This is a genomic window from Paenarthrobacter sp. Z7-10, from assembly GCF_026932795.1.
Classification (GTDB): Bacteria; Actinomycetota; Actinomycetes; order Actinomycetales; family Micrococcaceae; genus Arthrobacter_M.
Genome location: NZ_JADPVH010000033.1, coordinates 24,473 through 45,997 on the forward strand (window position 1 = coordinate 24,473; position 21,525 = coordinate 45,997).

General features: G+C 64.2%; 25 protein-coding genes. 19 read left to right on the top strand and 6 right to left on the bottom strand.

What is annotated here, in order from left to right; genetic code table 11:
• Window positions 1-82 precede the first annotated feature (82 nt).
• From priA to IV498_RS11280, 3 genes are all read left to right on the top strand, one after another.
• Window positions 83-835: a bifunctional 1-(5-phosphoribosyl)-5-((5-phosphoribosylamino)methylideneamino)imidazole-4-carboxamide isomerase/phosphoribosylanthranilate isomerase PriA gene (priA, locus tag IV498_RS11270; protein WP_269046653.1), complete on the top strand. Its 753-nt coding sequence runs from the start codon at window positions 83-85 to the stop codon at window positions 833-835.
• Window positions 832-1,734 (top strand): SseB family protein, encoded by a 903-nt coding sequence (locus IV498_RS11275; RefSeq protein ID WP_269046655.1) that lies wholly within the window; start codon window positions 832-834, stop codon window positions 1,732-1,734. The genes priA and IV498_RS11275 overlap by 4 nt, the downstream gene beginning before the upstream one ends.
• A 63-nt stretch (window positions 1,735-1,797) precedes the next feature.
• Window positions 1,798-3,075, top strand: a complete 1,278-nt coding sequence (locus IV498_RS11280; RefSeq protein ID WP_269046657.1) for an MFS transporter — start codon at window positions 1,798-1,800, stop codon at window positions 3,073-3,075.
• Between the two features lie 60 nt (window positions 3,076-3,135).
• Here IV498_RS11280 and IV498_RS11285 read toward each other — a convergent pair whose 3' ends face one another.
• Window positions 3,136-3,561 (bottom strand): DUF1844 domain-containing protein, encoded by a 426-nt coding sequence (locus tag IV498_RS11285; RefSeq protein WP_269046659.1) that lies wholly within the window; start codon window positions 3,559-3,561, stop codon window positions 3,136-3,138.
• 369 nt (window positions 3,562-3,930) lie between these two features.
• Between IV498_RS11285 and infC the strand changes: the two genes are divergently transcribed.
• The 4 genes from infC to IV498_RS11305 all read left to right on the top strand — a co-directional run bounded on the left by infC (window position 3,931) and on the right by IV498_RS11305 (window position 7,023).
• Window positions 3,931-5,253, top strand: coding sequence for a translation initiation factor IF-3 (infC, locus tag IV498_RS11290; protein WP_442951342.1), 1,323 nt, complete (start codon window positions 3,931-3,933; stop codon window positions 5,251-5,253).
• Between the two features lie 105 nt (window positions 5,254-5,358).
• Window positions 5,359-5,553 (top strand): 50S ribosomal protein L35, encoded by a 195-nt coding sequence (gene rpmI / locus IV498_RS11295; protein ID WP_269046662.1) that lies wholly within the window; start codon window positions 5,359-5,361, stop codon window positions 5,551-5,553.
• 97 nt (window positions 5,554-5,650) lie between these two features.
• A complete protein-coding gene (gene rplT, locus IV498_RS11300) occupies window positions 5,651-6,034 on the top strand; it encodes a 50S ribosomal protein L20 (RefSeq protein WP_269046664.1) in 384 nt (127 codons plus the stop codon).
• Window positions 6,035-6,117: 83 nt separating this feature from the next.
• The gene (locus IV498_RS11305) at window positions 6,118-7,023 is read left to right on the top strand and encodes a TrmH family RNA methyltransferase (protein ID WP_269046665.1); all 906 of its coding nucleotides are present in this window, start codon (window positions 6,118-6,120) and stop codon (window positions 7,021-7,023) included.
• A 90-nt stretch (window positions 7,024-7,113) separates the two neighbouring features.
• Here the strand turns inward: IV498_RS11305 and IV498_RS11310 are convergent, their stop codons facing one another.
• On the bottom strand, window positions 7,114-7,389 hold the full coding sequence (locus IV498_RS11310) for a GlsB/YeaQ/YmgE family stress response membrane protein (RefSeq protein WP_269046667.1): 276 nt from the start codon (window positions 7,387-7,389) through the stop codon (window positions 7,114-7,116).
• 248 nt (window positions 7,390-7,637) lie between these two features.
• Between IV498_RS11310 and IV498_RS11315 the strand changes: the two genes are divergently transcribed.
• Entirely contained in the window at window positions 7,638-8,612 is a 975-nt protein-coding gene (locus tag IV498_RS11315) for a cation diffusion facilitator family transporter (protein ID WP_269046669.1), read from the top strand.
• Between the two features lie 17 nt (window positions 8,613-8,629).
• On the opposite strand, the gene IV498_RS11320 is transcribed toward IV498_RS11315, so the two are convergent.
• Entirely contained in the window at window positions 8,630-9,850 is a 1,221-nt protein-coding gene (locus tag IV498_RS11320) for an MFS transporter (RefSeq protein WP_269046671.1), read from the bottom strand.
• A gap of 85 nt (window positions 9,851-9,935) precedes the next feature.
• Between IV498_RS11320 and IV498_RS11325 the strand changes: the two genes are divergently transcribed.
• The 4 genes from IV498_RS11325 (at window position 9,936) to IV498_RS11340 (ending at window position 11,452) form a co-directional block, all read left to right on the top strand.
• On the top strand, window positions 9,936-10,382 hold the full coding sequence (locus IV498_RS11325) for a (deoxy)nucleoside triphosphate pyrophosphohydrolase (protein ID WP_269046672.1): 447 nt from the start codon (window positions 9,936-9,938) through the stop codon (window positions 10,380-10,382).
• A gap of 83 nt (window positions 10,383-10,465) precedes the next feature.
• Entirely contained in the window at window positions 10,466-10,675 is a 210-nt protein-coding gene (locus IV498_RS11330) for a DUF5302 domain-containing protein (protein WP_269046674.1), read from the top strand.
• Between the two features lie 81 nt (window positions 10,676-10,756).
• Complete coding sequence (locus tag IV498_RS11335) at window positions 10,757-11,044, top strand: hypothetical protein (RefSeq protein WP_269046676.1); 288 nt, start codon at window positions 10,757-10,759, stop codon at window positions 11,042-11,044.
• A gap of 75 nt (window positions 11,045-11,119) precedes the next feature.
• Window positions 11,120-11,452: a cupin domain-containing protein gene (locus IV498_RS11340; protein ID WP_269046678.1), complete on the top strand. Its 333-nt coding sequence runs from the start codon at window positions 11,120-11,122 to the stop codon at window positions 11,450-11,452.
• Between the two features lie 49 nt (window positions 11,453-11,501).
• On the opposite strand, the gene IV498_RS11345 is transcribed toward IV498_RS11340, so the two are convergent.
• Complete coding sequence (locus IV498_RS11345; protein WP_269046680.1) at window positions 11,502-12,584, bottom strand: Rv2578c family radical SAM protein; 1,083 nt, start codon at window positions 12,582-12,584, stop codon at window positions 11,502-11,504.
• 132 nt (window positions 12,585-12,716) lie between these two features.
• Between IV498_RS11345 and IV498_RS11350 the strand changes: the two genes are divergently transcribed.
• From IV498_RS11350 to IV498_RS11360, 3 genes are all read left to right on the top strand, one after another.
• The gene (locus IV498_RS11350; protein WP_269046681.1) at window positions 12,717-12,902 is read left to right on the top strand and encodes a hypothetical protein; all 186 of its coding nucleotides are present in this window, start codon (window positions 12,717-12,719) and stop codon (window positions 12,900-12,902) included.
• Between the two features lie 115 nt (window positions 12,903-13,017).
• Window positions 13,018-13,677, top strand: a complete 660-nt coding sequence (pcp, locus tag IV498_RS11355; RefSeq protein ID WP_269046683.1) for a pyroglutamyl-peptidase I — start codon at window positions 13,018-13,020, stop codon at window positions 13,675-13,677.
• A 106-nt stretch (window positions 13,678-13,783) separates the two neighbouring features.
• Complete coding sequence (locus IV498_RS11360; protein ID WP_269046685.1) at window positions 13,784-15,280, top strand: long-chain-fatty-acid--CoA ligase; 1,497 nt, start codon at window positions 13,784-13,786, stop codon at window positions 15,278-15,280.
• A gap of 21 nt (window positions 15,281-15,301) precedes the next feature.
• Here IV498_RS11360 and IV498_RS11365 read toward each other — a convergent pair whose 3' ends face one another.
• On the bottom strand, window positions 15,302-15,967 hold the full coding sequence (locus IV498_RS11365) for an SIMPL domain-containing protein (RefSeq protein ID WP_269046686.1): 666 nt from the start codon (window positions 15,965-15,967) through the stop codon (window positions 15,302-15,304).
• Entirely contained in the window at window positions 15,964-16,389 is a 426-nt protein-coding gene (locus tag IV498_RS11370) for a hypothetical protein (RefSeq protein WP_269046688.1), read from the bottom strand. Before IV498_RS11370 ends, IV498_RS11365 begins: the two co-directional genes overlap by 4 nt.
• 88 nt (window positions 16,390-16,477) lie before the next feature.
• Between IV498_RS11370 and IV498_RS11375 the strand changes: the two genes are divergently transcribed.
• From IV498_RS11375 to pheT, 4 genes are all read left to right on the top strand, one after another.
• A complete protein-coding gene (locus IV498_RS11375; RefSeq protein WP_269046690.1) occupies window positions 16,478-16,819 on the top strand; it encodes an NAD-dependent epimerase/dehydratase family protein in 342 nt (113 codons plus the stop codon).
• The gene (locus IV498_RS11380; protein WP_269046691.1) at window positions 16,720-17,502 is read left to right on the top strand and encodes an NAD-dependent dehydratase; all 783 of its coding nucleotides are present in this window, start codon (window positions 16,720-16,722) and stop codon (window positions 17,500-17,502) included. The genes IV498_RS11375 and IV498_RS11380 overlap by 100 nt, the downstream gene beginning before the upstream one ends.
• Before the next feature lie 184 nt (window positions 17,503-17,686).
• Window positions 17,687-18,772 carry a phenylalanine--tRNA ligase subunit alpha gene (pheS, locus tag IV498_RS11385; protein WP_269046692.1) on the top strand — a complete coding sequence of 362 codons (1,086 nt, stop codon included), beginning with the start codon at window positions 17,687-17,689 and terminating at the stop codon, window positions 18,770-18,772.
• Window positions 18,773-18,775: 3 nt separating this feature from the next.
• Window positions 18,776-21,331, top strand: coding sequence for a phenylalanine--tRNA ligase subunit beta (gene pheT, locus IV498_RS11390; RefSeq protein ID WP_269046693.1), 2,556 nt, complete (start codon window positions 18,776-18,778; stop codon window positions 21,329-21,331).
• Window positions 21,332-21,525 lie beyond the last annotated feature (194 nt).

Below are 21,525 nucleotides of genomic sequence, written 5' to 3' on the forward strand. Positions count from 1 at the left end.
GAGCAGCTGACCCATCCCGGCGGCCCACTTGATCCCAAACGCCGGAGCTTCCTTCCGCCCGATCCGAACCCCAAGGACCCCCATGACCAGCACTGATTTGCCCATCCTGGAACTCCTGCCCGCCGTCGACGTGGCCGACGGCCAGGCCGTGCGTCTGGTGCAGGGCGCGGCCGGCAGCGAAACCAGTTATGGCGCGCCGCTGGAAGCGGCGCTGGCCTGGCAGAACGACGGCGCCGAGTGGGTTCACTTGGTGGATCTGGACGCAGCCTTCGGGCGTGGGTCCAACGCTGATCTGCTCCGCAGCGTCGTGCGCGCACTGAGCATTAAAGTGGAGCTCTCCGGTGGCATTCGCGATGACGCCTCGCTGGAGGCCGCGCTGGAGCTGGGAGCCGAACGGGTCAACCTGGGCACGGCTGCGCTGGAAAATCCCAATTGGACGGCCCGTGTCATCGAGCGCTTTGGCGACCGGATCGCCGTCGGCCTGGACGTCCGCGGCACCACCCTGGCCGCCCGTGGCTGGACGCAGGAGGGCGGAGACCTCTGGGAGGTCCTGTCGCGGCTGGAGGACGCCGGCTGCCCGCGGTACGTCGTCACCGACGTCACAAAGGATGGCACGTTGCGCGGTCCGAACATCGAGCTCCTCCGCGAGGTGCTCGAACGCACAGGCAAGCCCGTAGTCGCCTCCGGCGGCATCTCCAGCCTGGCGGATCTGAAGGAACTGCGCACTTTGGTTCCGCTCGGTTTGGAGGGTGCCATCGTGGGGAAGGCCCTTTACGCCGGTGCCTTCACGCTGCCGCAGGCCCTGGATGTGGCGGGGCGGCGCCAAAAGTCATGACGGGCCCGGCTAAGCCGCATCTCCCCGGCCACATCGCCGCGGCGTTGTCGCGGGCCGGCGGCAACGGGGACTCAGCCGGCCAGCCCTGGCAGGACCGGCGGCTGAAGTCAGAGACGCAGTACCACAACTTCGAGGACGACGACGGCGGCACCGATGCCGGCTATGCGGCGGCTTTGGCGTCGCTTGCCGCGGGGACGGCTGATGAAGCCGCGGTGGTGCGCAGCCTGGCGCTGGCCCGGGTTTTTGTCCCCATCGTCGCCGAGGTGGCCGAAACCACGGTGGATGCCAGTGGGCTGGCCTCGGACAAGGAATCTGACATGGCGCTGGTGACAATTCAGGCGCCGGATGGTCGGCGCGCATTGCCGGTATTCAGCTCGGCGCGGTCCGTGGCGCTGTGGCACCCGCAAGCGCGCCCGGTGGCCGTCCACGCCGCGCGGGCGGCCCTGTCAGCCGCCGCCGAAGAGGCCCAGCTGATGGTGGTGGATCCGGGAGCGGAGATTCCTTTCGTGGTGCGGCGTCCGGCGGTTTGGGCACTGGCCCAGCAGCAGCCCTGGCTGCCCAGCTATGACGATCCCCAAGTGCTAACCGCGGTACGGCGCGCGGTGGATCAGTTGTCCGGCACGGAGGGCTCGGTCACGGATACACTGGCATCGCGGTACCTGTCAGGTTTCCGGGTGCAGGCCGGCTCGGGGGTAGCCTCCCGATCCGCCAGCGGCGCGGTGATCTGCGGCGGCGGAGCCGGACCGGAGTTGCGCGTGGTGCTGTATCTGCGGCCCGGTCTGAACCAGTTAGGAGTGGAATCGCTGACCGGTGGGTTGCAGCAGGGCTGGGCCATGGACGAAGTATTTGCAGAGCGGGTGGACTCGGTGGAAATCAGTCTGCGGCCCGCCGCTGTTTAGCCCGATGTGAGTGGACAGGACAAGGATCCTTGACCGCCGGCGGGCCGGTTGAAATGAGGACTCTTGGACTTCTCCCTGTACAAGGAGCTGTTGCGCGTGGCGCCGATCCGGCGCCTGCTGCTGGTGGCCATGCTGGCGCGGGTGCCGCATGCTGCCGCGGGCCTGATGCTGACCTTCCACGTTGTGGACACTCTGGGGCTCGGATATGGCGCGGCTGGCGGAGTGGCCACCGCCGTCACGCTGGGAATTGCCGTTGGCGCGCCGTGGCGCGGCCGCAGGGTTGACGCGGTGGGCCTGCGCCGCGCCCTAGTACCCTCCGTTGTCTCCGAACTCGTCGTCTGGTCTGTGGCTCCGTTCCTGAACTATCCGCTGCTGCTGCTGGCGGCCGTGATCGGCGGATTGTTCTCTGTTCCCATCTTTTCCGTGGTTCGCCAGTCCCTCGGCGTGATGGTCTCCCAGCGTCAGCGACGCACGGCCTACGCGTTGGATTCCGTCGGTGCGGAACTGACGTTCATGATTGGTCCGGCGCTGGGCGTACTGCTGGCCACCACCATCCACACCACAGTGGGGCTCATCATCATAGGGGCGGCTGCGGCCTCGGCGGGACTGTTCCTGATCTGGTTTAACCCGCCGGTCCGCTCGGGCCAGCGCGGCAGCTACCTCCGTGAATGCGATGAGGAGCTCGCCTCGCTGGAGGAAATGCCTCCGGTTGAGGTCATGAGCAGCCAGTCATACGCGGGCGGGAACATTTTCGGCCGGATGTTCGGCCGGGTACGCGGCAATCTGCTGTGGATAAACGCCGCCGTCCTGGCGGTGCTGGGCGCCGCTGCCGCAGCGGGCCTGGTTCTCTCCGGAACCGATGTGGGCATCGTTGCCGGCCTGCGCTCCATCAGCCGGCCCGACGACCTTGGCATCGTGTTTTTCTTCTGGTGCGCCGCTTCAGTGATCGGCGGTCTGCTTTACGGCGCCCTGCACCGCGCGGTCAACCCGCTCTGGCTGCTGGCAGGAATGGCTGCGCTGACGGTTCCGATGGGATTTGCCACCGGCACCTGGGCGCTGGCGCTGTGGTCAATTCCGCCTGGGTTGCTTTGTGCGCCGGTGCTCTCGGCCAGCGCCGAACGCATCGCTTCCCTCGTTAAGGAAGAACGGCGAGGAGAAGCGATGGGCTGGTATGGCTCGGCTCTGACCTTAGGCAGCGCGCTCGGCGCCCCGCTGGCGGGTGTGTCCATCGACGCGGTGGGACCATGGGGCGGCTTCCTGGCCGTCGGTTCGATGGCTTTCCTGCTGGCGCTGCTGGGAATTGGCCTGCAAGGTGTGCGCCGTCGGGTGACCGCGCGCTGATGCGACAGCCCGTCGGGTACTGAGGTGGGGCGATGACCGTTGCAGTCGTTCCAGCCGGCGTCAGTTGACCGCACCGGTGAACTTCTCGCCGGGCCCCTTGCCCGGGGCGTCCGGAAGGACCGATGCTTCGCGGAAAGCCAGCTGAAGGGAACGAAGTCCGTCGCGCAGCGGACCAGCATGCTGGCTGCCTATTTCCGGCGCCGCGGCGGTGACGAACCCTGCCAGCGCGGTGATGAGTTTGCGCGCCTCGTCGAGATCCTTCAGCTCTTCGGCGTCCGGGCCATCCGCCAGCCCACACTTGACCGCAGCAGCGCTCATCAGGTGAACGGCCGCCGTCGTAATAACTTCAACTGCGGGAACCTCGGCAATGTCCCGCAGCGCGGTTCCGGATTCCCGTGCCGGTGATTCCGGCTCGGAGGCCGAGGTCTTAGGCTCAAAGCTGTGACGGGTGGTTTCGGCGGTCGGATTACTCTCAGGCGTGCTCATACTGATAAGCTTGTCACAGACCAGCTGGATGTTTTCATTTGCCGTGCCACCGGAAACGGGGACGACGAAAAGGATATCCGGTTGCAAGCGGAGTTCTCTCCCACCCGTCGACCCAGGTACAGTGCCGAAAGGCCCTTCCATTGCCGCAAGGCAGTGCTGGAGTTAACCGGGTACCGGTCGGCCAGGCGTCCTCGAGGCGCAGGGTGGATACCCCCGGTGGGGGGAGTCCCGGCCGACCGAACATTGAGGCCTTCGATTGCACCAGCAGTCGGGGGCCTTCCCCTTTTGCTGGTGTTCATCAAATAATTGCGAAAACAGGAGTTACACATTAGCGAGCCACGAATCAACGATCGAATCCGTGTCCCTGAGGTGCGGCTGGTAGGACCAGCGGGTGAGCAGGTTGGCATCGTCCGTATTGAGGATGCCCTGCGCCTTGCTGCTGAGTCGGACCTGGATCTTGTTGAGGTAGCACCGCAGGCCAAGCCTCCGGTGTGCAAACTGATGGACTTCGGCAAGTACAAGTACGAGGCGGCCGTGAAGGCCCGCGAAGCGCGCAAGAACCAGACCAATACGGTCCTGAAGGAAATCCGCTTCCGCCTGAAGATTGACACGCATGACTACGAGACGAAGCGCGGCCACGCCATGCGCTTCCTCGGTGCCGGAGACAAGGTCAAGGCCATGATCCAGTTCCGCGGCCGTGAGCAGCAGCGTCCCGAGATGGGCATTCGCCTGCTGCAGCGATTCGCCGACGACGTTGGCGAAGTGGGTGCCGTGGAGTCCAGCCCGCGAATCGACGGCCGCAATATGGTGATGGTCATTGGGCCGCTGAAGAACAAAGCAGAGGCCAAGGCGGAGGCGCGCCGCGAGACGCAGCGCGCGGAGGCCAAGGCCCACAATGAGGCCGTAGCGGCCGGCATCATTCCTGAAACCAAGGCGAGGGTCGATGTGGACAAGGACAATAAGTCCCCGCTGACCCAGAGCCTGGCGGATCTGATGCCCACCGGCCTCGCCGCGCGGGATTCCCAGGTTGCGGCAGACGGGACCGCGGTGCCTGAAGCGAAGACCTCCGCCGCCCCTGACGCCAAGGTGCCTGACGCCGTCGTCGCCCCGTCCGAGGAGGCACCGGAAGCGGTGTCTGTCCCGAGCGCCGGAACCGAATCTGTTGCTGTGGCGAAGGCTCCGGAAGCGTCGAAGCCTGCTGCTGTGGCGAAGGCTCCGGAAGCGTCGAAGCCTGCTGCTGTGGCGAAGGCTCCGGAAGCGTCGAAGCCTGCTGCTGCGTCGAAGGCTCCTGAAGTCTCGAAGCCTGCTGCTGTGGCGAAGGCTCCGGAAGTCTCGAAGCCTGCTGCTGTGGCGAAGGCTCCGGAAGTCTCGAAGCCTGCTGCTGTGGCGAAGGCTCCGGAAGCGTCGAAGCCTGCTGCTGTGGCGAAGGCTCCGGAAGCGTCGAAGCCTGCTGCTGCGGCGAAGGCTCCGGAAGCGTCGAAGCCTGCTGCTGCGGCCGTGAAACCGGCAGCCGCGCCGAAGCCAATGGCTTCACCGAAGCCGATTCCGATGCCCAAGCCGGTTGCCAAACCGGGAGTGGGCAAGCTGGCGGGAGCCAAGCCGGCCGGGAAATCGGCCACCACCAAACCTGCTGTCCGGACGAGTGCCCCCAAGGACTCATCAGGCCAGAGTGCGTCAGACTCAGCCGAGTAGGGCAACAGCCCTGTAGGGCAATAAGTACCCCCCGCCAGCGACCTGACCGGTCGCTGCAAGAGAACCACGGGCAGCGCCGGTGGATACGTAAGGAGATCGGTTCCCATGCCGAAGATGAAGACACACAGTGGAGCCAAGAAGCGCTTCAAACTGACCGGAAGCGGCAAGCTCAAGCGCCAGCAGGCTAACCGCCGCCATTACCTGGAGCACAAGTCCTCGAGACTGACCCGCCGTCTGGCCGGGGACAGGATCGTTGCCCCGGCAGACGCCCGGAACATCCGCAAGATGCTGGGCATCTGACCCATAGTCAATCTGCTGCAGGTTCACATCGGCCGCAGCACCGCATAAGCCTTCTCAGGCATGTTTGGCTTGGGATGTAATTTTAAGGAGTACGCACGTGGCACGTGTGAAGAGGGCGGTCAACGCCCATAAGAAGCGTCGGGTTATTCTTGAGCGGGCTAAGGGCTACCGTGGTCAGCGCTCACGTCTGTACCGCAAGGCTAAAGAGCAGCTGCTGCACTCGTTCGTGTACAGCTACGGTGACCGCCGCAAGCGCAAGGGCGACTTCCGCCGCCTGTGGATCCAGCGCATCAACGCTGCCTCCCGCGCGAATGGCCTGACCTACAACCGCCTGATTCAGGGCCTGAAGGCCGCCGAAATTGAGGTGGACCGCCGCATGCTCGCCGACTTGGCCGTCAACGACGCCGGAGCCTTCGCCGGCTTGGTGAAGCTGGCCAAGGCAGCCCTTCCGGCTGATACCTCGGCGCCGGTGGCAAAGTAACACCAGCATTGCCGCGCAGTCAGCCTGAGAGCGCGCAGATTGCGGTTTTCTTCGGCCCGGGCCAGGACTGCTAAAGTCCAAGAATGAATGACGACGGACGCCCGCCAGTTGACGCAATGACCAATCCCCGAGCAGATCGGGTAAAGGACGTTGCAAAACTGGCCGGGCGTCCGGTGCGTTTAAAGCGCAGGCAGTTTCTGGTGGAGGGACCGCAGGCCGTACGCGAAGCGCTGCGGGCGCACCGCGACTGCCTGCTGGCCGGGGGGACGGCCGTGATTGCGGAAATATACGCGAGTCTGGAATGCCTTAAGCGGTATCCCGAGATGCTGGATCTGGCCGAGGACCCGACCAGTCGCCTTCACATCCGGGTTGCCAGCGAATTGGTGCTGGAGGCAATGACGGACACGGTCTCGCCGCAGGGAATCGTCGCGGTATGCAATTACGTCGATGTGCCGCTGCATGAGGTACTGGCAAGCCGGCCGAAGTTGATTGCAGTGATGTGCCAAGTCCGCGACCCTGGCAATGCCGGAACTGTTCTGCGGGCAGCGGATGCCGCCGGGGCGGACGCGGTTATTTTTACTTCCTCAAGCGTGGACGTCTACAACCCCAAGAGCGTCCGTTCCACGGTCGGTTCGCTGTTCCATCTTCCAGTGGTTGTTGGCGCAGAGGTGTCCGCGCTGGTTGACCAGTGCAAGCGGGCGGGTCTGGCGGTGTTGGCCGCGGATGGCTATGGACACCTCAATCTTGATGATCTGCAGGACGAAAGCGCCGCGCGCAGTTTTGAGCAGGAAGTTCCCGAGTCCGCCTTGGAATTGGAGTCGCCGACCGTCTGGCTGTTCGGCAATGAGGCACAGGGGCTCTCCGAGGACGAACTGATGCTCGCTGACCACCGGGTGGCCGTTCCGGTGTACGGCTCTGCCGAGAGCCTGAACCTGGGTACTGCCGCCACCGTGTGCCTGTATGCCAGCGCACGCGCCCAGCGGCGCTAAGGATCCTAGGCAGCATCTCCCAGGCAGCAAAGGGGGCCGGCACCTGCGCGGTGCCGCCCCCTTTGCTGCCAAATATTGTGGATGCTTCGCTTAGCGTGAGACGCTCTTGTTCCGGCCGGTGATGGCACCGTAGATACCGGCAACGACGAAGCCGCCGATGATGGCGAAGATCCAGGTGCCGAGGTGGAAGAAGCCGTTGATCGCGTTGCCGCCGAAGACCAGGGCGGAAATCCAACCGCCGACAATCGCTCCCACAACACCCAGGATCAGGCTGGTGACCCAACCGCCACCGACCCTGCCGGGCATAACTGCCTTAACAATCGCACCAACAATAAGTCCGAGAATAATCCAGCTAATGAAACCCATGACTCCTCCTTCAGGTGAGCTTACGAGATAGACACTAGCACTCCTGGACGCATTCGGCAGCATGCTTACTACCCCATAGTTGCCGGCGTGTCGTTCCCTGTGTGGGCAGTAACGAAACGTTGTTGTCCGGAACCGGTCACTGGTGGCACGGTACGGTAATGGCAGGGGAATGAGCGCCTCAGCAACCTTGCGCCGCCGTCGAGAACGGCGGGGAGTTGCCGGGAAAACCAATCGGAAGGAATTGCATCGTGTCTGCCGGAGGTGGAAGCGAGGCCATTATTGCCGCGCTGGCCGCAAATTTGTCCATCGCGGTGCTCAAATTCGTGGCCTTCCTGCTGACGGCTTCGTCGTCCATGCTGGCGGAGTCCATCCACTCGTTGGCCGACTCCGGCAATCAATTGCTGCTGTTGGTCGGCGGCAAACGCGCTGCCAGGCAGGCAAGCCCGGAGCACCCTTTCGGTTACGGGCGCGAGAGGTACATCTACGCCTTTATCGTCTCCATCGTGCTCTTCAGCGTTGGCGGTCTCTTTGCCCTGTATGAGGCTTACGAAAAATGGCATGATCCGCACGGTATTGAACCGACGTGGGCCTGGGTGCCGCTCGTGGTCCTCGTTGGATCGATTGTCCTGGAGGGGTACTCCTTTCGCACCGCCGTCCGGGAATCCAACCACACCCGGGGTGGAAAGAGCTGGGTCCAGTTCGTCCGCACGGCTAAGGCGCCGGAACTGCCGGTGGTGCTGCTGGAGGATTCAGCTGCTTTGGTTGGTCTCGTTTTCGCCTTGGGCGGCGTCTCCATGACACTGGTTACGGGCAACGGCCTGTGGGATGCCGCGGGAACTGCTCTCATCGGTCTCCTGCTGGTTACCGTGGCTGTCATCCTCGCCATCGAAACAAAGTCATTGCTGCTGGGTGAATCTGCCACCGCTGCGGATGTGCGCGCCATTGAGAAAGCCCTGGTGGGCCCGGGAGTGAGCCGGATCATTCATCTCAAGACCATGCACCTTGGCCCGGACGAGCTGCTGGTCGCCGCGAAGATTGCCGTTGACACCGCGGACACCGGGGCGCAGATCGCGGCAGCCATTGATTCGGCCGAGCGTCGGGTCCGGGCCGCTGTTCCCACCGCCAAGGTGATGTATCTGGAACCGGATATCTATTCGTCCTCGAAGGCCCCGGGTACACCCGCCTCGGCGGGGCACGACGACGGCGTCCCCGACCCGCGCTGAAGGGTGCCGCACCCGCGTCACACCGTTGTGGAGACCAGCAGCACGGCCTTGGAACGCCGTCGTCGGACATCAACCAGGCCACTGACTGCCGCAATGCCCAGCCCCAGGACAGCGAGGGCCGCGCCGATCAGGGCCGGGGCGGTGTAGCCCCAACCCAAGGTGATGACCAGCCCGCCAAGGAACGGACCGAGCGCGTTGGCCACATTGAGGGCTGAATGATTCAGCGAGGAGGCCAGTGCGGGGGCATCCGGGGAAACGTCCAGCAGCCGGGTCTGCAGTGCCGGGATGAGCATGGCCCCGGCCGCTCCGACGACGAAGACCATGAGCAGCGCGGCCCACTGCACGTGCACGGCGGCGCTGTAGATCAGCAGCATCGCCGCGATGAAGGCCATCACGGCGAAGATGCTGCCCAGCACCGATTTGTCCGCGATCCGGCCGCCGATGACGTTGCCCGTCACCATGCCGAGACCGTACAACGCCACGACGATCGGCAGGAAGGACGCTGGGAAACCGGCGACATTTGTCATGGTGGGAGCGATGTAGGCGTAGACCGCGAAAAACCCGCCAAATCCGACGATCCCGATCAGCAGCGTCAGCCAGACCTGAAGGCGCTTGAGGGCGCCGAGCTCCGAGCGCAGGCCGGCATCCTGCGGCACAGGCATCAGCGGTACGAACCTGCGGATGCTGACCAGTGTGAGCACTCCCAGCAAGGCAACCAGCACGAACATCAGCCGCCAGCCCAGCTGTTGGCCGATCAGGGTTGCCAGTGGCACACCGACGACATTGGCGATGGAGAGCCCGAGCATCAGCATCGAAATTGCCCGGCCCCGCTTGGTGGGCGCCACCAGCGAGGCGACGATGACGGCGGCAACGCCGAAGTAGGCGCCGTGCGGCAAACCGGCGATGAAGCGGGTGAGCAGGAGGGCCGGATAATCAGCGGCGAAGTACGAGGACAGATTGGCCACGGTGAACAAAACCATCAGCAGTGTGACAAGCGTCTTCCGCCTGATTCGCGCGCCCACTGCGGCGAGCACCGGGGCGCCCACGACGACGCCGAGGGCGTAACTGGAAATGAGGTGCCCGGCCTCCGGGATGCTGACATGGACTCCTTGGGCGATATTGGGCAACAGTCCCATCATGGCGAATTCAACGGTGCCGATGCCGAATCCGCCTATGGCCAGGGAGGCGATCGCAAATGCGGTGTGCCGCGGGGACAAGGGGGCAGCGGTTTTGGTCATTCGCGTCGTTTCTGGGAAGGGAATCCGGAGGACCGGCCGTTCCGGCGCGCTCCCTTAACAGTCTAGGGCGGCCTAGAATGAGGCGGTGACTGTGCGAAAAGAGATTGTCGCCGGAGCCATCGTGGATTCGCTTGTCCGTCCGGAGCGGCTGCTGGTGGCGCGCCGGACGGCGCCACCAGCGTTCGCCGGCATGTGGGAGTTCCCGGGCGGCAAAGTGGAACCGGGCGAGTGGCCCGAGGCCGCGCTGCATCGCGAACTGGCTGAGGAGCTAGGCGTCACCGTCTCGCTGGGGGTTGAACTGCCAGGCCCGACCCCGGAGGGCTGGCCTCTGTCCGGCAGCGCGGTGATGCGCGTCTGGCTGGCCGAGCTGATGCGGGGTGCGCCGGCACCGCTTGAAGACCACGACGAGCTGCGCTGGGTTGACCTGAATGCCCCGGCCGCGTTGCTGGCACTGCCGTGGATCCCGGCGGACCTGCCGATTGTGCTGGCGCTGCTGAGTGTGGCGGTCACCGGAGCCGGCGGCTCTTCCTGAGACTTATGCAGGTTCATCCCTACCGGGGCCGGCGCGACCTATGCCAGACTGTACCTTTGACGTCCGCATCCCAGGAGGATTAGATGAGCGCATCTGACGAGCACGGCGAGGCCACCAAGGACGCGCCAGCCAAAGCGGGAACCAACGAGGAACAAAAACGGAAATTCCGCGAGGCGTTGGATCGCAAAAACAGCCAGCACCACGCCACAGTGGAGACCGCGAACGGAACGAAAATCAGCCAGGTACACGGTTCAGCCTCGCAGAAGCGTGAGTTCCGCCGCAAGAGCGGATAAGCTTTCGGTCACCATCAGCGGGCCCCGGTCCGACGTCGGACCGGGGCTTTGCCGTGTCGTTTACAGTTCAGGGGGAGCACAATGGCAAGTATGGATATGCACAAGACGTACTCTGCAGCAGCGGAAGCCTCAAGCCGACATCCGCATGATTGGGGCAGGGCCATGGCGCAGGCCATGAGCGATCTGGCGACCCAAGTGGGGGCCGGGGCCGACGAGGACAACTACGAGATGTTGTTCGGTAGGACGCTGGCTTTGCACCTCGCCGAGTCCGAGGAGGGTGTGCTCATCACGCTGTCGTGGACACCGGACCGGCCCGATGAGGCCGAGCGCGACCTTGATCCGGACGAACCGGAACCGGATCTGGATTAGTGCATTCGGTCCCATTGCGGCCTTCCCTCGGCGTATGGTGACGAATCAGCAGGATTAATCGATGGAGGATGTCGAATGGAAAAATCGTCCCTGACCGCGGTGACCCGGCAGCAACTCGATAAAGCCCGGACGGCATCCAGCGGCCGCAGCTCCCAGACGGTCTACGGCGGGCATGAGCACGTCCTGCGCCAAACGGTGATCGCCCTGGCGGCAGGGCAAAAGCTGGATGAGCACGAGAATCCAGGCGAGGCCACTGTCTATGTCCTGCGGGGGCGGGTCCGGCTGGCCTCGAGTGCTGTCAGTTGGGACGGCATGTCCGGGGATCTGTTAATCATTCCGGCGGCCCGGCATAGTCTGGAGGCTCTGGAAGACGCCGCCATCCTGCTGACCGTGGCCAAACTCCACTGAGCGGCTGCGCGGCGGAGAGTTCCCGCCGTCCGGTCAGAACAGCGTGCCATCAGAAGAGTGTGGGTTGTGCCCCGGCGGCGCTTCCGCAGGCCACCGGGATCCCGCGGCTGGCACCGGAAGGTACGGATGGCAGACTCCCCTCAGGGTAGCGGGCTTCCTCATGTCGGGCGTCGTGGATGAAGCCGTCCGTGCCGGTAAAGCCGTGCCGGTCTTTGAAGACGTTGATCCGGCCGGATAACCAACGCCGGTAATCCTTGTCCGCATATGACCCGGTGGAATAGAGCCGCTGGAAGCGGGACACCAGTGCCGGCTGCTCCTTGGCCAACCACTGCATGAACCACTCGCGCGTACCCGGACGGAGATAGAGCGCCCCTGCGCTGACCCCCGTGGCGCCTGCTGCGGCAAGGGCGCTGAATAGTGAGTCCAGTGCCTCATCGGTGTCCGTCAGCCAGGGAATTATGGGCATTGCCATTACGCCGCAGGGCAGGCCGGCCTGGCGTAGCCGGCTGATTAGCGCCAATCGGGCTTTGGGAGTTGGCGTACCGGGTTCCAGTGTTTGGGCCAGGGTTTCGTCGGTGAGCGCCAGGGAGATCCCCATCCCCACCGATACCAGCAGTGACGCTTCCTTTAGCCGGGGAATGTCCCGCGCCAGCAGGGTGCCCTTGGTCAGGATCGAAAACGGGGTCCCGGAGTCCGCGAGGGCGCCAATGATGCCCGGCATTAGCTTGTAGCGGCCCTCGGCGCGCTGGTAAGGATCGGTGTTGGTCCCCAGTGCCACATGGTGCCGGCCCCAGCCGGGCCGGAACAATTCTTTGCGGAGTACTTCGCCGGCGTTGATTTTTACCACTACCTGGCTGTCGAAATCCATTCCGGCATCAAAGTCCAGATATGTGTGAGTCTTGCGGGCAAAGCAATAGACGCAGGCGTGGGAGCATCCCCGATAGGGATTGACCGTCCAGTTGAACGGCATCTTGGAACCGGCCGCCACCTTATTCAACACGGATTTTGACATCACTTCGTGGAAGCTGATGCCAGCAAATTCCGGAGTGGTGACCGTACGGACCAGTCCGGCCAGCGGCAGCAGCGGAACCGCTGCTTCCGGCGACTTAAGCTGCTGAGTATCCCACCGCATTGACTTATTCGAACATATATTCTATTAGAGGTCAAGGCCGCCCATTCAGTCCTGACGGCCTTCCTTTTTCTGTTCCAGTGCTCTAGTTTCGTACCAGCAGGATCGAACATGGGCTGAGAGAGGTAGAGGGCAATGAGTGAGGAAATCGGTGAGGGCGGCTATGAGAGTCCGCAGCCCGAAGATGAAGTCCCCGCACCCGACAAAGGTGTTTCTGGGAAGGCCAGTCCTGTGGAGACCGACGACGGACAGAGCGGGAAGCCGAACGGCGACTCCGCCGGAAACGATCGGAATGACGGGGAGCGCGGAAGCGGACAGTAGAAGTGGCTTCCGCGGAAGGCGCGGCTTGGCTTGGCCACAGGTTGCCGGTCCGCCCGGGCCTTGAGGTGCGTCGCCCGCCGGTTGTTCGCCAATGATCAGGGGCTAAGCTGGGGTCATGATTTTGCTGACGGGATTTGAGCCCTTTGATGGGGAATCCGTGAATCCATCTTGGCTGGCGGTCCAGCAGGCGGCGGAGCTTCTGCGGGCGGCGGGACATGCCGTGCGCGCCGTCGAACTTCCATGTGTCTTTGGCCTGGCGGCGGCCGCGATCCGCCGCGCTGTGGATGAGGCGAACCCTGAGCTCGTGCTCGCCGTAGGTCAGGCAGGGGACCGGAGCCGATTATCGCTCGAACGCGTGGCGATCAACGTCGATGACGCCCGCATTCCAGATAATTCCGGTGCGCAGCCCATCGACGAACCTGTTCGTTCAGATGGCCCGGCAGCATACTTCAGCACACTGCCGATCAAGTCCTGCCTGGAGCAGCTGACGGCGGCCGGAGTGCGGGCGGAGGTCTCGCAGACGGCCGGCACTTTCGTCTGCAATCACGTGTTCTATGCCCTGATGGATCATCTGGCCACGCGTGCGCAGCCGGCGGGGATGGCCGAGGTGGTGCGGGGCGGATTTATCCACCTGCCGTACGCGACCGAGCAGGTCCGCACTCAGGACGTGCCCAGCATGGACGTCGCAGTGATGGCACAGGGCCTTGCCGTGGCCGCACTGACAGCGCTGGACACCCGCTCCGATGCGAAGATCGGGGCCGGGGCGCTGCACTGACCGGGTTTGGGAACCACGCACTGCGGCCGGGAGTTAATGTTGGAACAGCAGCATCGGGGCCGCCGGCCGGCGACTGCCAGCAGGAGCCGAGCAAAGGAGCCCGTCCATGTCCAACCTGGCCACCATATTGAGCCAATCCGCGCGGTCCAACCCGTCGGCGGTCGCCGTCAAAATGGATGATGTTGAACTGAGCTATGCCGCCATGGACGGGCTGAGCCGGCAGGTGGCGGGGTTGCTCTCCGCCCATGGCGCGCACCCGGGGGATCGGGTGGCCCTGATCAGTCCCAATCTGCCGCAGATGCCCGCCATCTACTATGGAATCCTGCGCTTCGGTGCCATCGTCGTTCCGCTGAATCCACTCCTGAAGTCCCGCGAAGTGGAATACCATCTCACGAATTCCGGCGCCGCGTTCGCTTTCGCGTGGGAAGGTGTCCTGTCTGAGGTAATTCCGGGCGCGGAGTCGGCCGGAACCGAAGTCATCGCCATCAATGCCGCCCTGATGGCTGAGCTGTCCGCCGCGGATGCTCCGGAGGACATCGCAGAAGCTGCACCGGAGGATACCGCCGTCATCCTCTACACTTCCGGGACCACCGGCCGGCCCAAGGGCGCGGAATTGACGCACGAAAATCTGCTCAGCAACGCCACATTGTCGCGGGATCTGTTCTCCACCTCGGCCGATGACGTCATCTTTGGCGGCCTTCCCTTCTTCCACGTCTTTGGGCAGACCTGTGCACTGAACTCGGCGATCATGAGTGGAGCCATGGTCACGCTGCTGCCTCGATTCGATCCGGTCAAAGCGATGGAAATTCTGCAGCGGGACAAGGTGACTATCCTGGAGGGCGTACCAACGATGTACATGGGCCTGCTCCATGCACCGCACCGGGAACAGTATGACGTTTCCTGTGTTCGGCTCGCCGCCTGTGGAGGAGCGCCGTTGCCGCTGGAAGTGCTGCGTGAATTCGAGAGCTCCTTCGATGCGACCTTGCTGGAGGGGTATGGCCTGTCCGAAACCTCGCCGGTGGTCTGTTTCAATCAGCTGGACGGCATCCGCAAGCCGGGTTCGATCGGCACTGCCGTCCGCGGCGCCCAGTTGCGCGTGCTTGATGAGAACGGGAACGACGTCGATCCTGGCTCCGTGGGTGAGCTCGTGGTATCCGGTGGTTACGTGATGAAGGGGTACTGGAAAAACCCGGAGGCCACCGCAGCCGCCATTGTCGATGGCTGGTTCCACACCGGAGATCTGGCTCGGATGGACGAAGACAAGGTGTTTTTCATTGTCGACCGGAAGAAAGACATGATTCTGCGCGGCGGCTACAACGTCTACCCGCGCGAGGTCGAGGAGGTGCTGTACGAGCACCCGGCGGTGGCGGAGGCGGCCGTCGTGGGCCGCGCCGATGAACTGCAAGGGGAGGAAATCGTCGCCGTCGTCTCTCTTAAGGACGGCGCTGCCGGCGCTGTCGACCTCGAGCAGTTGGCGCAGGAAATCCAGGAATTCGTGAAGGAGCGAATCGCCGCCTATAAATATCCGCGCCGCGTTGTGATTGTCGATGCGCTGCCCAAGGGCCCCACGGGCAAGATCCTCAAGCGCGAAATCAACGTGTAGCTGGCGCTGCCGGGCCCGGAATCAAATCAGTTCCCAACTGACTGTCACAGCGGCTGTGATGCTGGATAGTCCCGGCGGCAGCGGAAGTGCTTGAACGTTGGATGCTCGTGCCATCGCCGGGGCAGAGCCGACGGCGGCATCCCCGCCCTGGCAGATCCGCAGCACCTGTCCCAGCGGGCGTCCCGCCAGGGCGGCGTAATCCTCGGCTTGGGCGCGGGCGTCCTCCCACGCCAGATTCCGTGCTTGCGCTGCTGCTTCTGAAGGGTCGGACACGGCTGGCTCCATGCCGTTGACCCGAACGTCGTTGCCGCCGGTTTCGACAACGGCGGCAACCACGTCCTGCGCTCCGGCCGCGTACTTCTGCCGCACGCTCAGGGTGCTGCTCACCAGGTATCCGGTCACCACGCTGCCGCGGCCTTCCTGCCAGCTGGCCTCCGCCTGGACGGTGAGTGCGCTTGCCGCGTTGTCATCGGCTCCGACACCCAACTCCCGCAGCCGGTCCAGGACGGTGCGCAGGGCCGCGGCGGCCGCGCTGTACGCTTCCCGGACGGACGCACGCCTGGCCTCGATGCCAATGTTCAGGGTCAGAATGTCCGGCTCTTGCCGGGCCGAGCCCCGCCCGGTCACAGTGATATGTGCGCCCCCGGAGAAGTCGGAATTGGGGCCGCGGGCCGCAGAGTCATTCATTTTACAAACCTCTTCAGTACGGGCAGTTCCACATATCCGCCTGCCTCGAGGCCGGCGGAGCGTTCAAAGGGATTTCGGCTGCCCGGGTTCCCCGTTTTCCAGAGCGACCAGAGTGCGGCCACGGCGTACAGCGGAAGAAAAGGCAGCCCCAGACATGCCGCATACTGCGTGCTGTGCCGCTCCTCGTGCGCCAGTAATCGCGGACGATCATCGATAAACGCACGGTCGCCACGATAGATCACCACGTTTCCGACCGTGAATGCCCCGGCTGCCGGAAGCTTGGGCCGGTAGCCAGTGCCCAGCAACAGCCCGCGGGGGCCATGCTCGAGGTGCGTCCGGGTGACAAGTGCGATCAGCACGCCGAAGGCAGTGGAAATATTGAGCAGGTTCAGGACCACCCGTAACCGTTGGCCAGCCGTCATGCCACCATCGTAGTAGCCCGGAACTTATCCTGGACGGGAGCTTTTCCCTCAACAGGCCGCCCCGGATGGAGAAACAAGGAGACACACGATGAACGCAGCAACTACGCCGGAACGAAACGCCTTGGTTGTTGGCGGCACAGGGATCTCCGGCAGTGCCCTGTCCAGGGAACTCGTGGTGCAGGGATGGCAGACCACCAGTCTGTCGCGGAGCCAGCTGCCTTTACAGGAGGGCGCCGCGACCGTCCGTGCGGATCTGACCGACCCGCTGTCCGTGCACGCAGCCTTGGCGGGGCTGAACCCGACGCACGTTTCTTCACGGCGTGGAGCCGCATGCCGACCGAAGCGGAGAACATCACTGTCAATGCCGCCATGGTCCGCAAAGTTCTGGATACTACCGCGGCGTCTGGGCACCTGGAGCATGTCGCACTAGTTACCGGTCTCAAGCACTACCTCGGTCCGTTCGAGGCTTACGGTACTGGTGCGACACGAGACGCTCCCTTCCACGGGGACGAGCCCAGACTGGACGCCCCGAACTTCTACTATGCACAGGAAGACGAGCTGTGGCAGGCCGCCGACCGCCACCGGTTCGCCTGGAGCGTCCACCGTTCACACACCATGATCGGACACGCCATCGGCAATGCCATGAACCTCGTCCCCGGTAATGAGGTGCAGCGGAACGGCGTCACGGACATGACTGACAGCAGGCTACTCGCCCGCCAGATGATCTGGGCCACCAACCCCGGCCTGCCCAGCCAGGCCTACAGCACAGCGAACGGCGATGTCTTCCGCTGGCGATGGATGTGGCCGCGCATCGCACAGATGCTTGGCGTGGAACCAGAGGGCTACGCCCACCGGCCGCGCCCACTGGGAGAGCAGATGGCAGGTAAAGCGGACCTGTGGCGGCAGCTCGTTGAACGCGAGAGCCTCGTGGAACCCGACCTCGCCCGCGTGGCATCCTGGTGGCACACCGACAGTGACCTCAACCGCCCTGTCGAATGTTTCACCGACATGACGCGGAGCCGCAGTGCAGGGTTCACCGACCACGCCGACACTCTCACTTCCTTCGCCACCCTGTTTGACATTCTGCGCAACGACCGTGTGATCCCCGGCTGATACACGCGGCCGCCCCGCTTCCAATGCTCAACCGGCGTCGGCGTGGTTCTCCTTTGGTTTCTCTTCGATGAGCTGGATGAGGTTGCCATGTTCGGGGCTGTCCGGGCGGTTCTACTAGACTGGTCCGGGCGGGAGATCCAAAGGCCCCGCCGTCGTTAACCCTGACCTTAGGTAAGAACAGCAGATGTCTGAGAATACTTCCGTGGCACAGCAACCCGAGGCCACCACCTCCGCCGCGCCTGACCCGACGGACGAGGCGGCCATTAGCGCCGCCGTCGACCGTGCCGTGGCGGCCATTGCCGGCGCCACCAGCCTTGACGAACTCAAAGCTGCACGTTTGGCCCACAGCGGGGAGAAATCTCCACTGAGCCTGGCCAACCGTGGTATTGGCGCTCTGCCCAAGGAGCAGAAGGCGGCCGCGGGCAAGGTTTTGGGCCTCTCCCGCGGGCGTGTTAATCAGGCGCTCGCCGCCCGGACAGAGGAGCTGGAGGCCCAGGACGCCGCGAGGATCCTGGTCGAGGAGACGGTTGATGTCACGGCCGCCCCCCGCCGCCGCCACGCCGGTGCCCGGCATCCGCTGTCCACCCTGCAGGAACGCGTCAGCGACATTTTCGTCGGCATGGGCTGGGAAATTGCGGAGGGACCGGAGCTGGAATCGGAATGGTTCAACTTCGACGCCCTGAATTTCCCGCCGGACCATCCCGCGCGCGAAATGCAGGACACTTTCTTCGTTCAGCCGCCGGAGGCCCACCTGCTGCTGCGCACGCACACCTCCCCGGTCCAGGTCCGGTCCATGCTGGAGCGCGAACTGCCGATTTACGTGCTGTGCCCCGGCAAGGTTTTCCGCACCGATGAGCTGGATGCCACGCACACTCCGGTGTTCCACCAGTTCGAGGGCCTGGCGATCGACCGGAAGCTGTCCATGGCGGACCTGCGCGGGACGCTGGAGCATTTTGCCCGGCAGATGTTCGGCGACGAGGCGCAGATCCGGCTGCGGCCAAACTATTTCCCGTTCACGGAACCGTCTGCGGAGCTCGATATCTGGCACCCAGGGGCCAAGGGTGGTCCGGGTTGGATTGAATGGGGCGGCTGCGGCATGGTTCATCCGAATGTGCTTCGGGCGGCGGGCATCGATCCGGAGATTTATTCAGGTTTCGCCTTCGGGATGGGCATTGAACGAACCCTCATGTTCCGCAATGAGGTGGGCGATATGCGCGACATGATTGAAGGCGATGTACGTTTCAGCGAGCACTTTGGGATGGAGATCTAAGACGTGCGTATTCCTCTTTCTTGGCTGCGCGAGTATGCTCAGGTTCCGGCTGGTGCCAGAGCCGAAGACGTGATGGCGGATTTAGTCCGGGTAGGACTGGAAGAAGAAGGCGTCCATCGCCCCACCGATCAGCTGCAGGGCCCGATCGTGGTGGGCCAGGTGCTCTCGATGGTGCCGGAGCCGCAATCCAATGGCAAGACCATCAATTGGTGCCAGGTTCGGGTAATCCCCGAGGGTGCCGCGCAGACCCTCAGCGGGGACGGCATTGACCCCTCCGGTGTGCAGGGCATTGTCTGTGGTGCGCACAACTTCGCGGTCGGAGACAAGGTCGTGGTCACCCTGCCTGGCTCCGTCCTGCCCGGGGACTTCCGGATTTCGCCGCGAAAGACCTATGGCCACGTCTCTGCCGGCATGGTCGCCTCGGTGCGCGAACTCGGCATTGGCGAGGACCATGACGGCATCCTGGTGCTGTCCACGCTGGGATTGGATCCGGAGCCGGGCAGCGACGCGATGGAACTCCTCGGTCTGTACGACCAAGCGGCTGAAATCAATGTCACCCCGGACCGCAGTTACTGCTTCAGTATCCGCGGGGTGGCCCGCGAGTATGCGCACGCCACCGGAACACGGTTCAAAGACCCGGCCGACGGCGTGCACGTCGCCACCGCGGCGGGCCCGGGCTACCCGGTCCGAATTGAGGATGCGGCGCCGATCTACGGCAAATTGGGCTGCGATCGTTTCGTTGCCCGCACAGTGCGTGGCATCGACGCGGGCGCGCCCACCCCTGTCTGGATGTCCTCCCGACTCCGGCTGGCCGGCATGCGCTCCATCTCCCTCCCGGTGGACATTTCGAACTACGTCATGTTGGAGCTGGGCGAGCCGCTGCACTGCTACGACCTCGATAAACTGTCGGGGGACATCGTGGTGCGGCGCGCCAATCCGGGTGAAACCCTGAAGACCCTGGACGCCAAGGTCCGCACCCTGGATCCGGAAGATCTGCTGATCACGGATTCCTCCGGCGGCATCGGCATCGCCGGCGTGATGGGCGGGGCGTCCACCGAGACTTCGTCGCGCACCGTCAACATTTTGGTGGAGGCCGCACGCTTCGATGAGATCTCGGTGGCCCGCTCCCGCCGGCGGCATAAGCTGCCCTCCGAGGCGTCCAAGCGGTTCGAACGTGGCGTTGACTGGCAGATCGCTGATGTTGCTGCCCAGCGGGCGGTGGATCTGCTGGTGTCCTTGGCAGGCGGCACCGCCGACGAAACCGGCACGGACGTTGGAACGGCTCCGGAACCGGTGCTGATTCAACTCACGGACACCTACGCCTCCGGCCGGATTGGCATTGACTTCACTGACGCGGAAATCACCACGTCGTTGCTGGATCTGGGCGCCACGGTGGACAAGACCGCATCCGGGAACGAAACAACGTATACCGTGACGGTGCCCAGCTGGCGCACCGACCTGCGGATACCGGATGACCTGACGGAGGAAATTGCCCGCCTGGTTGGTTATGACAAGATTCCCGCCACGCTTCCGGTGGCCCCGCCCGGACGCGGGCTGTCCCGCGTCCAGCAGCAGCGCCGTCGGCTGCTCCAGGCGCTGGCCGACGCAGGCCTGACCGAAGTGATCGCCTACCCCTTTGTGTCCAAGCTCAGCAATGACACTTTCGGAACCGCGGATGCCGCCGTTTCGGCTCCGGCAGTCAAACTGGCGAATCCGATCAGCGAGGAACACAGCTTCCTGCGCACCTCCATCCTGCCCGGGCTCATCGAGATCGCCAAGCGCAACCATTCGCGCGGATTTCGCGATCTGGCGCTGTACGAAGCGGGGCTGGTGTTCCTGCCGGAGGAGAAAATGGGTACCGCCACGGTTCCGCCGCTGGGCCTGCGGCCGCCCGAGGAGGTGCTGGACGCTCTCTACGACGGTCTGCCGGAGCAGCCGCTGCACGTCGCCGCGGTGCTGACGGGTAAAGATTCGCCGCTGGCCGCCGGACATTCGGCACGGTCCTGGGACTGGGCCGACGCGCTGGACATAGTCCGGTTGATGGGTGACATCGTGGGCGTGGAGGTCGCTGTCAGCCAGGGATCGCACCAGGCATTCCACCCGGGGCGAACCGCACGTCTGGCGCTGCGCACCGGTGAACTGCTCGGTTACGCCGGCGAACTGCATCCGAAACTGCTCACGGAGCTGAATATGCCGGCACGGTCCGTGGCACTGGAAGTCAACGCCGATCTGCTCTTCGAAGCGGCCGCGGACGTCATCGTGGCCAAGCCCATCTCCACTTTCCCGATCGCCACCCAGGACGTTGCGCTGGTGGTTCCAGCCGATGTTCCGGCCGACGACGTCCTGGCGGCGCTGCGCGAGGGCGCGGGGGAGCTGCTGGAGGATGTTGCCCTGTTCGATGTTTATTCCGGTGCGGGCATTGAGGAAGGCAAAAAGTCATTGGCGTTTGGGCTGCGCTTCCGGGCAGCCGACCGGACTCTGACAGCCGAGGAGGCATCCGAGGCCCGAACCGCTGCGGTCGCCGTCGCCGCCGGGCGTTTCGGGGCCGTCCAGCGTTAGGCGGACCTTCTGCGCAACGAGACCCCCGTTGGGTGGGCAGATTACTGTTCTGGGCGAGTTCTAGCGAACGTTGCAACACCCCCGACTAATCGGGAGTTGCAGCACCCATGGAATCAGCAGCAGTAAGTAGTTCATCGTTTTTGGGGAAGGGTTCGTCTTTTACGCAAGGGTCGGGTTTCCCGGTCAGGTCACGT

Bases quoted from the DNA above. Each gene is read 5' to 3' on its own strand.
- IV498_RS11340 (WP_269046678.1), top strand. From the start codon at position 11,120: ATGGAAAAATCGTCCCTGACCGCGGTGACCCGGCAGCAACTCGATAAA.
- priA (WP_269046653.1), top strand. From the start codon at position 83: ATGACCAGCACTGATTTGCCCATCCTGGAACTCCTGCCCGCCGTCGAC.
- IV498_RS11370 (WP_269046688.1), bottom strand. From the start codon at position 16,389: ATGACGGCTGGCCAACGGTTACGGGTGGTCCTGAACCTGCTCAATATT.
- IV498_RS11375 (WP_269046690.1), top strand. From the start codon at position 16,478: ATGAACGCAGCAACTACGCCGGAACGAAACGCCTTGGTTGTTGGCGGC.
- IV498_RS11320 (WP_269046671.1), bottom strand. From the start codon at position 9,850: ATGACCAAAACCGCTGCCCCCTTGTCCCCGCGGCACACCGCATTTGCG.
- IV498_RS11330 (WP_269046674.1), top strand. From the start codon at position 10,466: ATGAGCGCATCTGACGAGCACGGCGAGGCCACCAAGGACGCGCCAGCC.
- pheS (WP_269046692.1), top strand. From the start codon at position 17,687: ATGTCTGAGAATACTTCCGTGGCACAGCAACCCGAGGCCACCACCTCC.
- IV498_RS11305 (WP_269046665.1), top strand. From the start codon at position 6,118: ATGAATGACGACGGACGCCCGCCAGTTGACGCAATGACCAATCCCCGA.
- IV498_RS11365 (WP_269046686.1), bottom strand. From the start codon at position 15,967: ATGAATGACTCTGCGGCCCGCGGCCCCAATTCCGACTTCTCCGGGGGC.
- IV498_RS11335 (WP_269046676.1), top strand. From the start codon at position 10,757: ATGGCAAGTATGGATATGCACAAGACGTACTCTGCAGCAGCGGAAGCC.
- IV498_RS11275 (WP_269046655.1), top strand. From the start codon at position 832: ATGACGGGCCCGGCTAAGCCGCATCTCCCCGGCCACATCGCCGCGGCG.
- IV498_RS11345 (WP_269046680.1), bottom strand. From the start codon at position 12,584: ATGCGGTGGGATACTCAGCAGCTTAAGTCGCCGGAAGCAGCGGTTCCG.
- IV498_RS11285 (WP_269046659.1), bottom strand. From the start codon at position 3,561: ATGAGCACGCCTGAGAGTAATCCGACCGCCGAAACCACCCGTCACAGC.
- IV498_RS11310 (WP_269046667.1), bottom strand. From the start codon at position 7,389: ATGGGTTTCATTAGCTGGATTATTCTCGGACTTATTGTTGGTGCGATT.
- IV498_RS11380 (WP_269046691.1), top strand. From the start codon at position 16,720: ATGCCGACCGAAGCGGAGAACATCACTGTCAATGCCGCCATGGTCCGC.
- IV498_RS11360 (WP_269046685.1), top strand. From the start codon at position 13,784: ATGTCCAACCTGGCCACCATATTGAGCCAATCCGCGCGGTCCAACCCG.
- IV498_RS11350 (WP_269046681.1), top strand. From the start codon at position 12,717: ATGAGTGAGGAAATCGGTGAGGGCGGCTATGAGAGTCCGCAGCCCGAA.
- rpmI (WP_269046662.1), top strand. From the start codon at position 5,359: ATGCCGAAGATGAAGACACACAGTGGAGCCAAGAAGCGCTTCAAACTG.
- pcp (WP_269046683.1), top strand. From the start codon at position 13,018: ATGATTTTGCTGACGGGATTTGAGCCCTTTGATGGGGAATCCGTGAAT.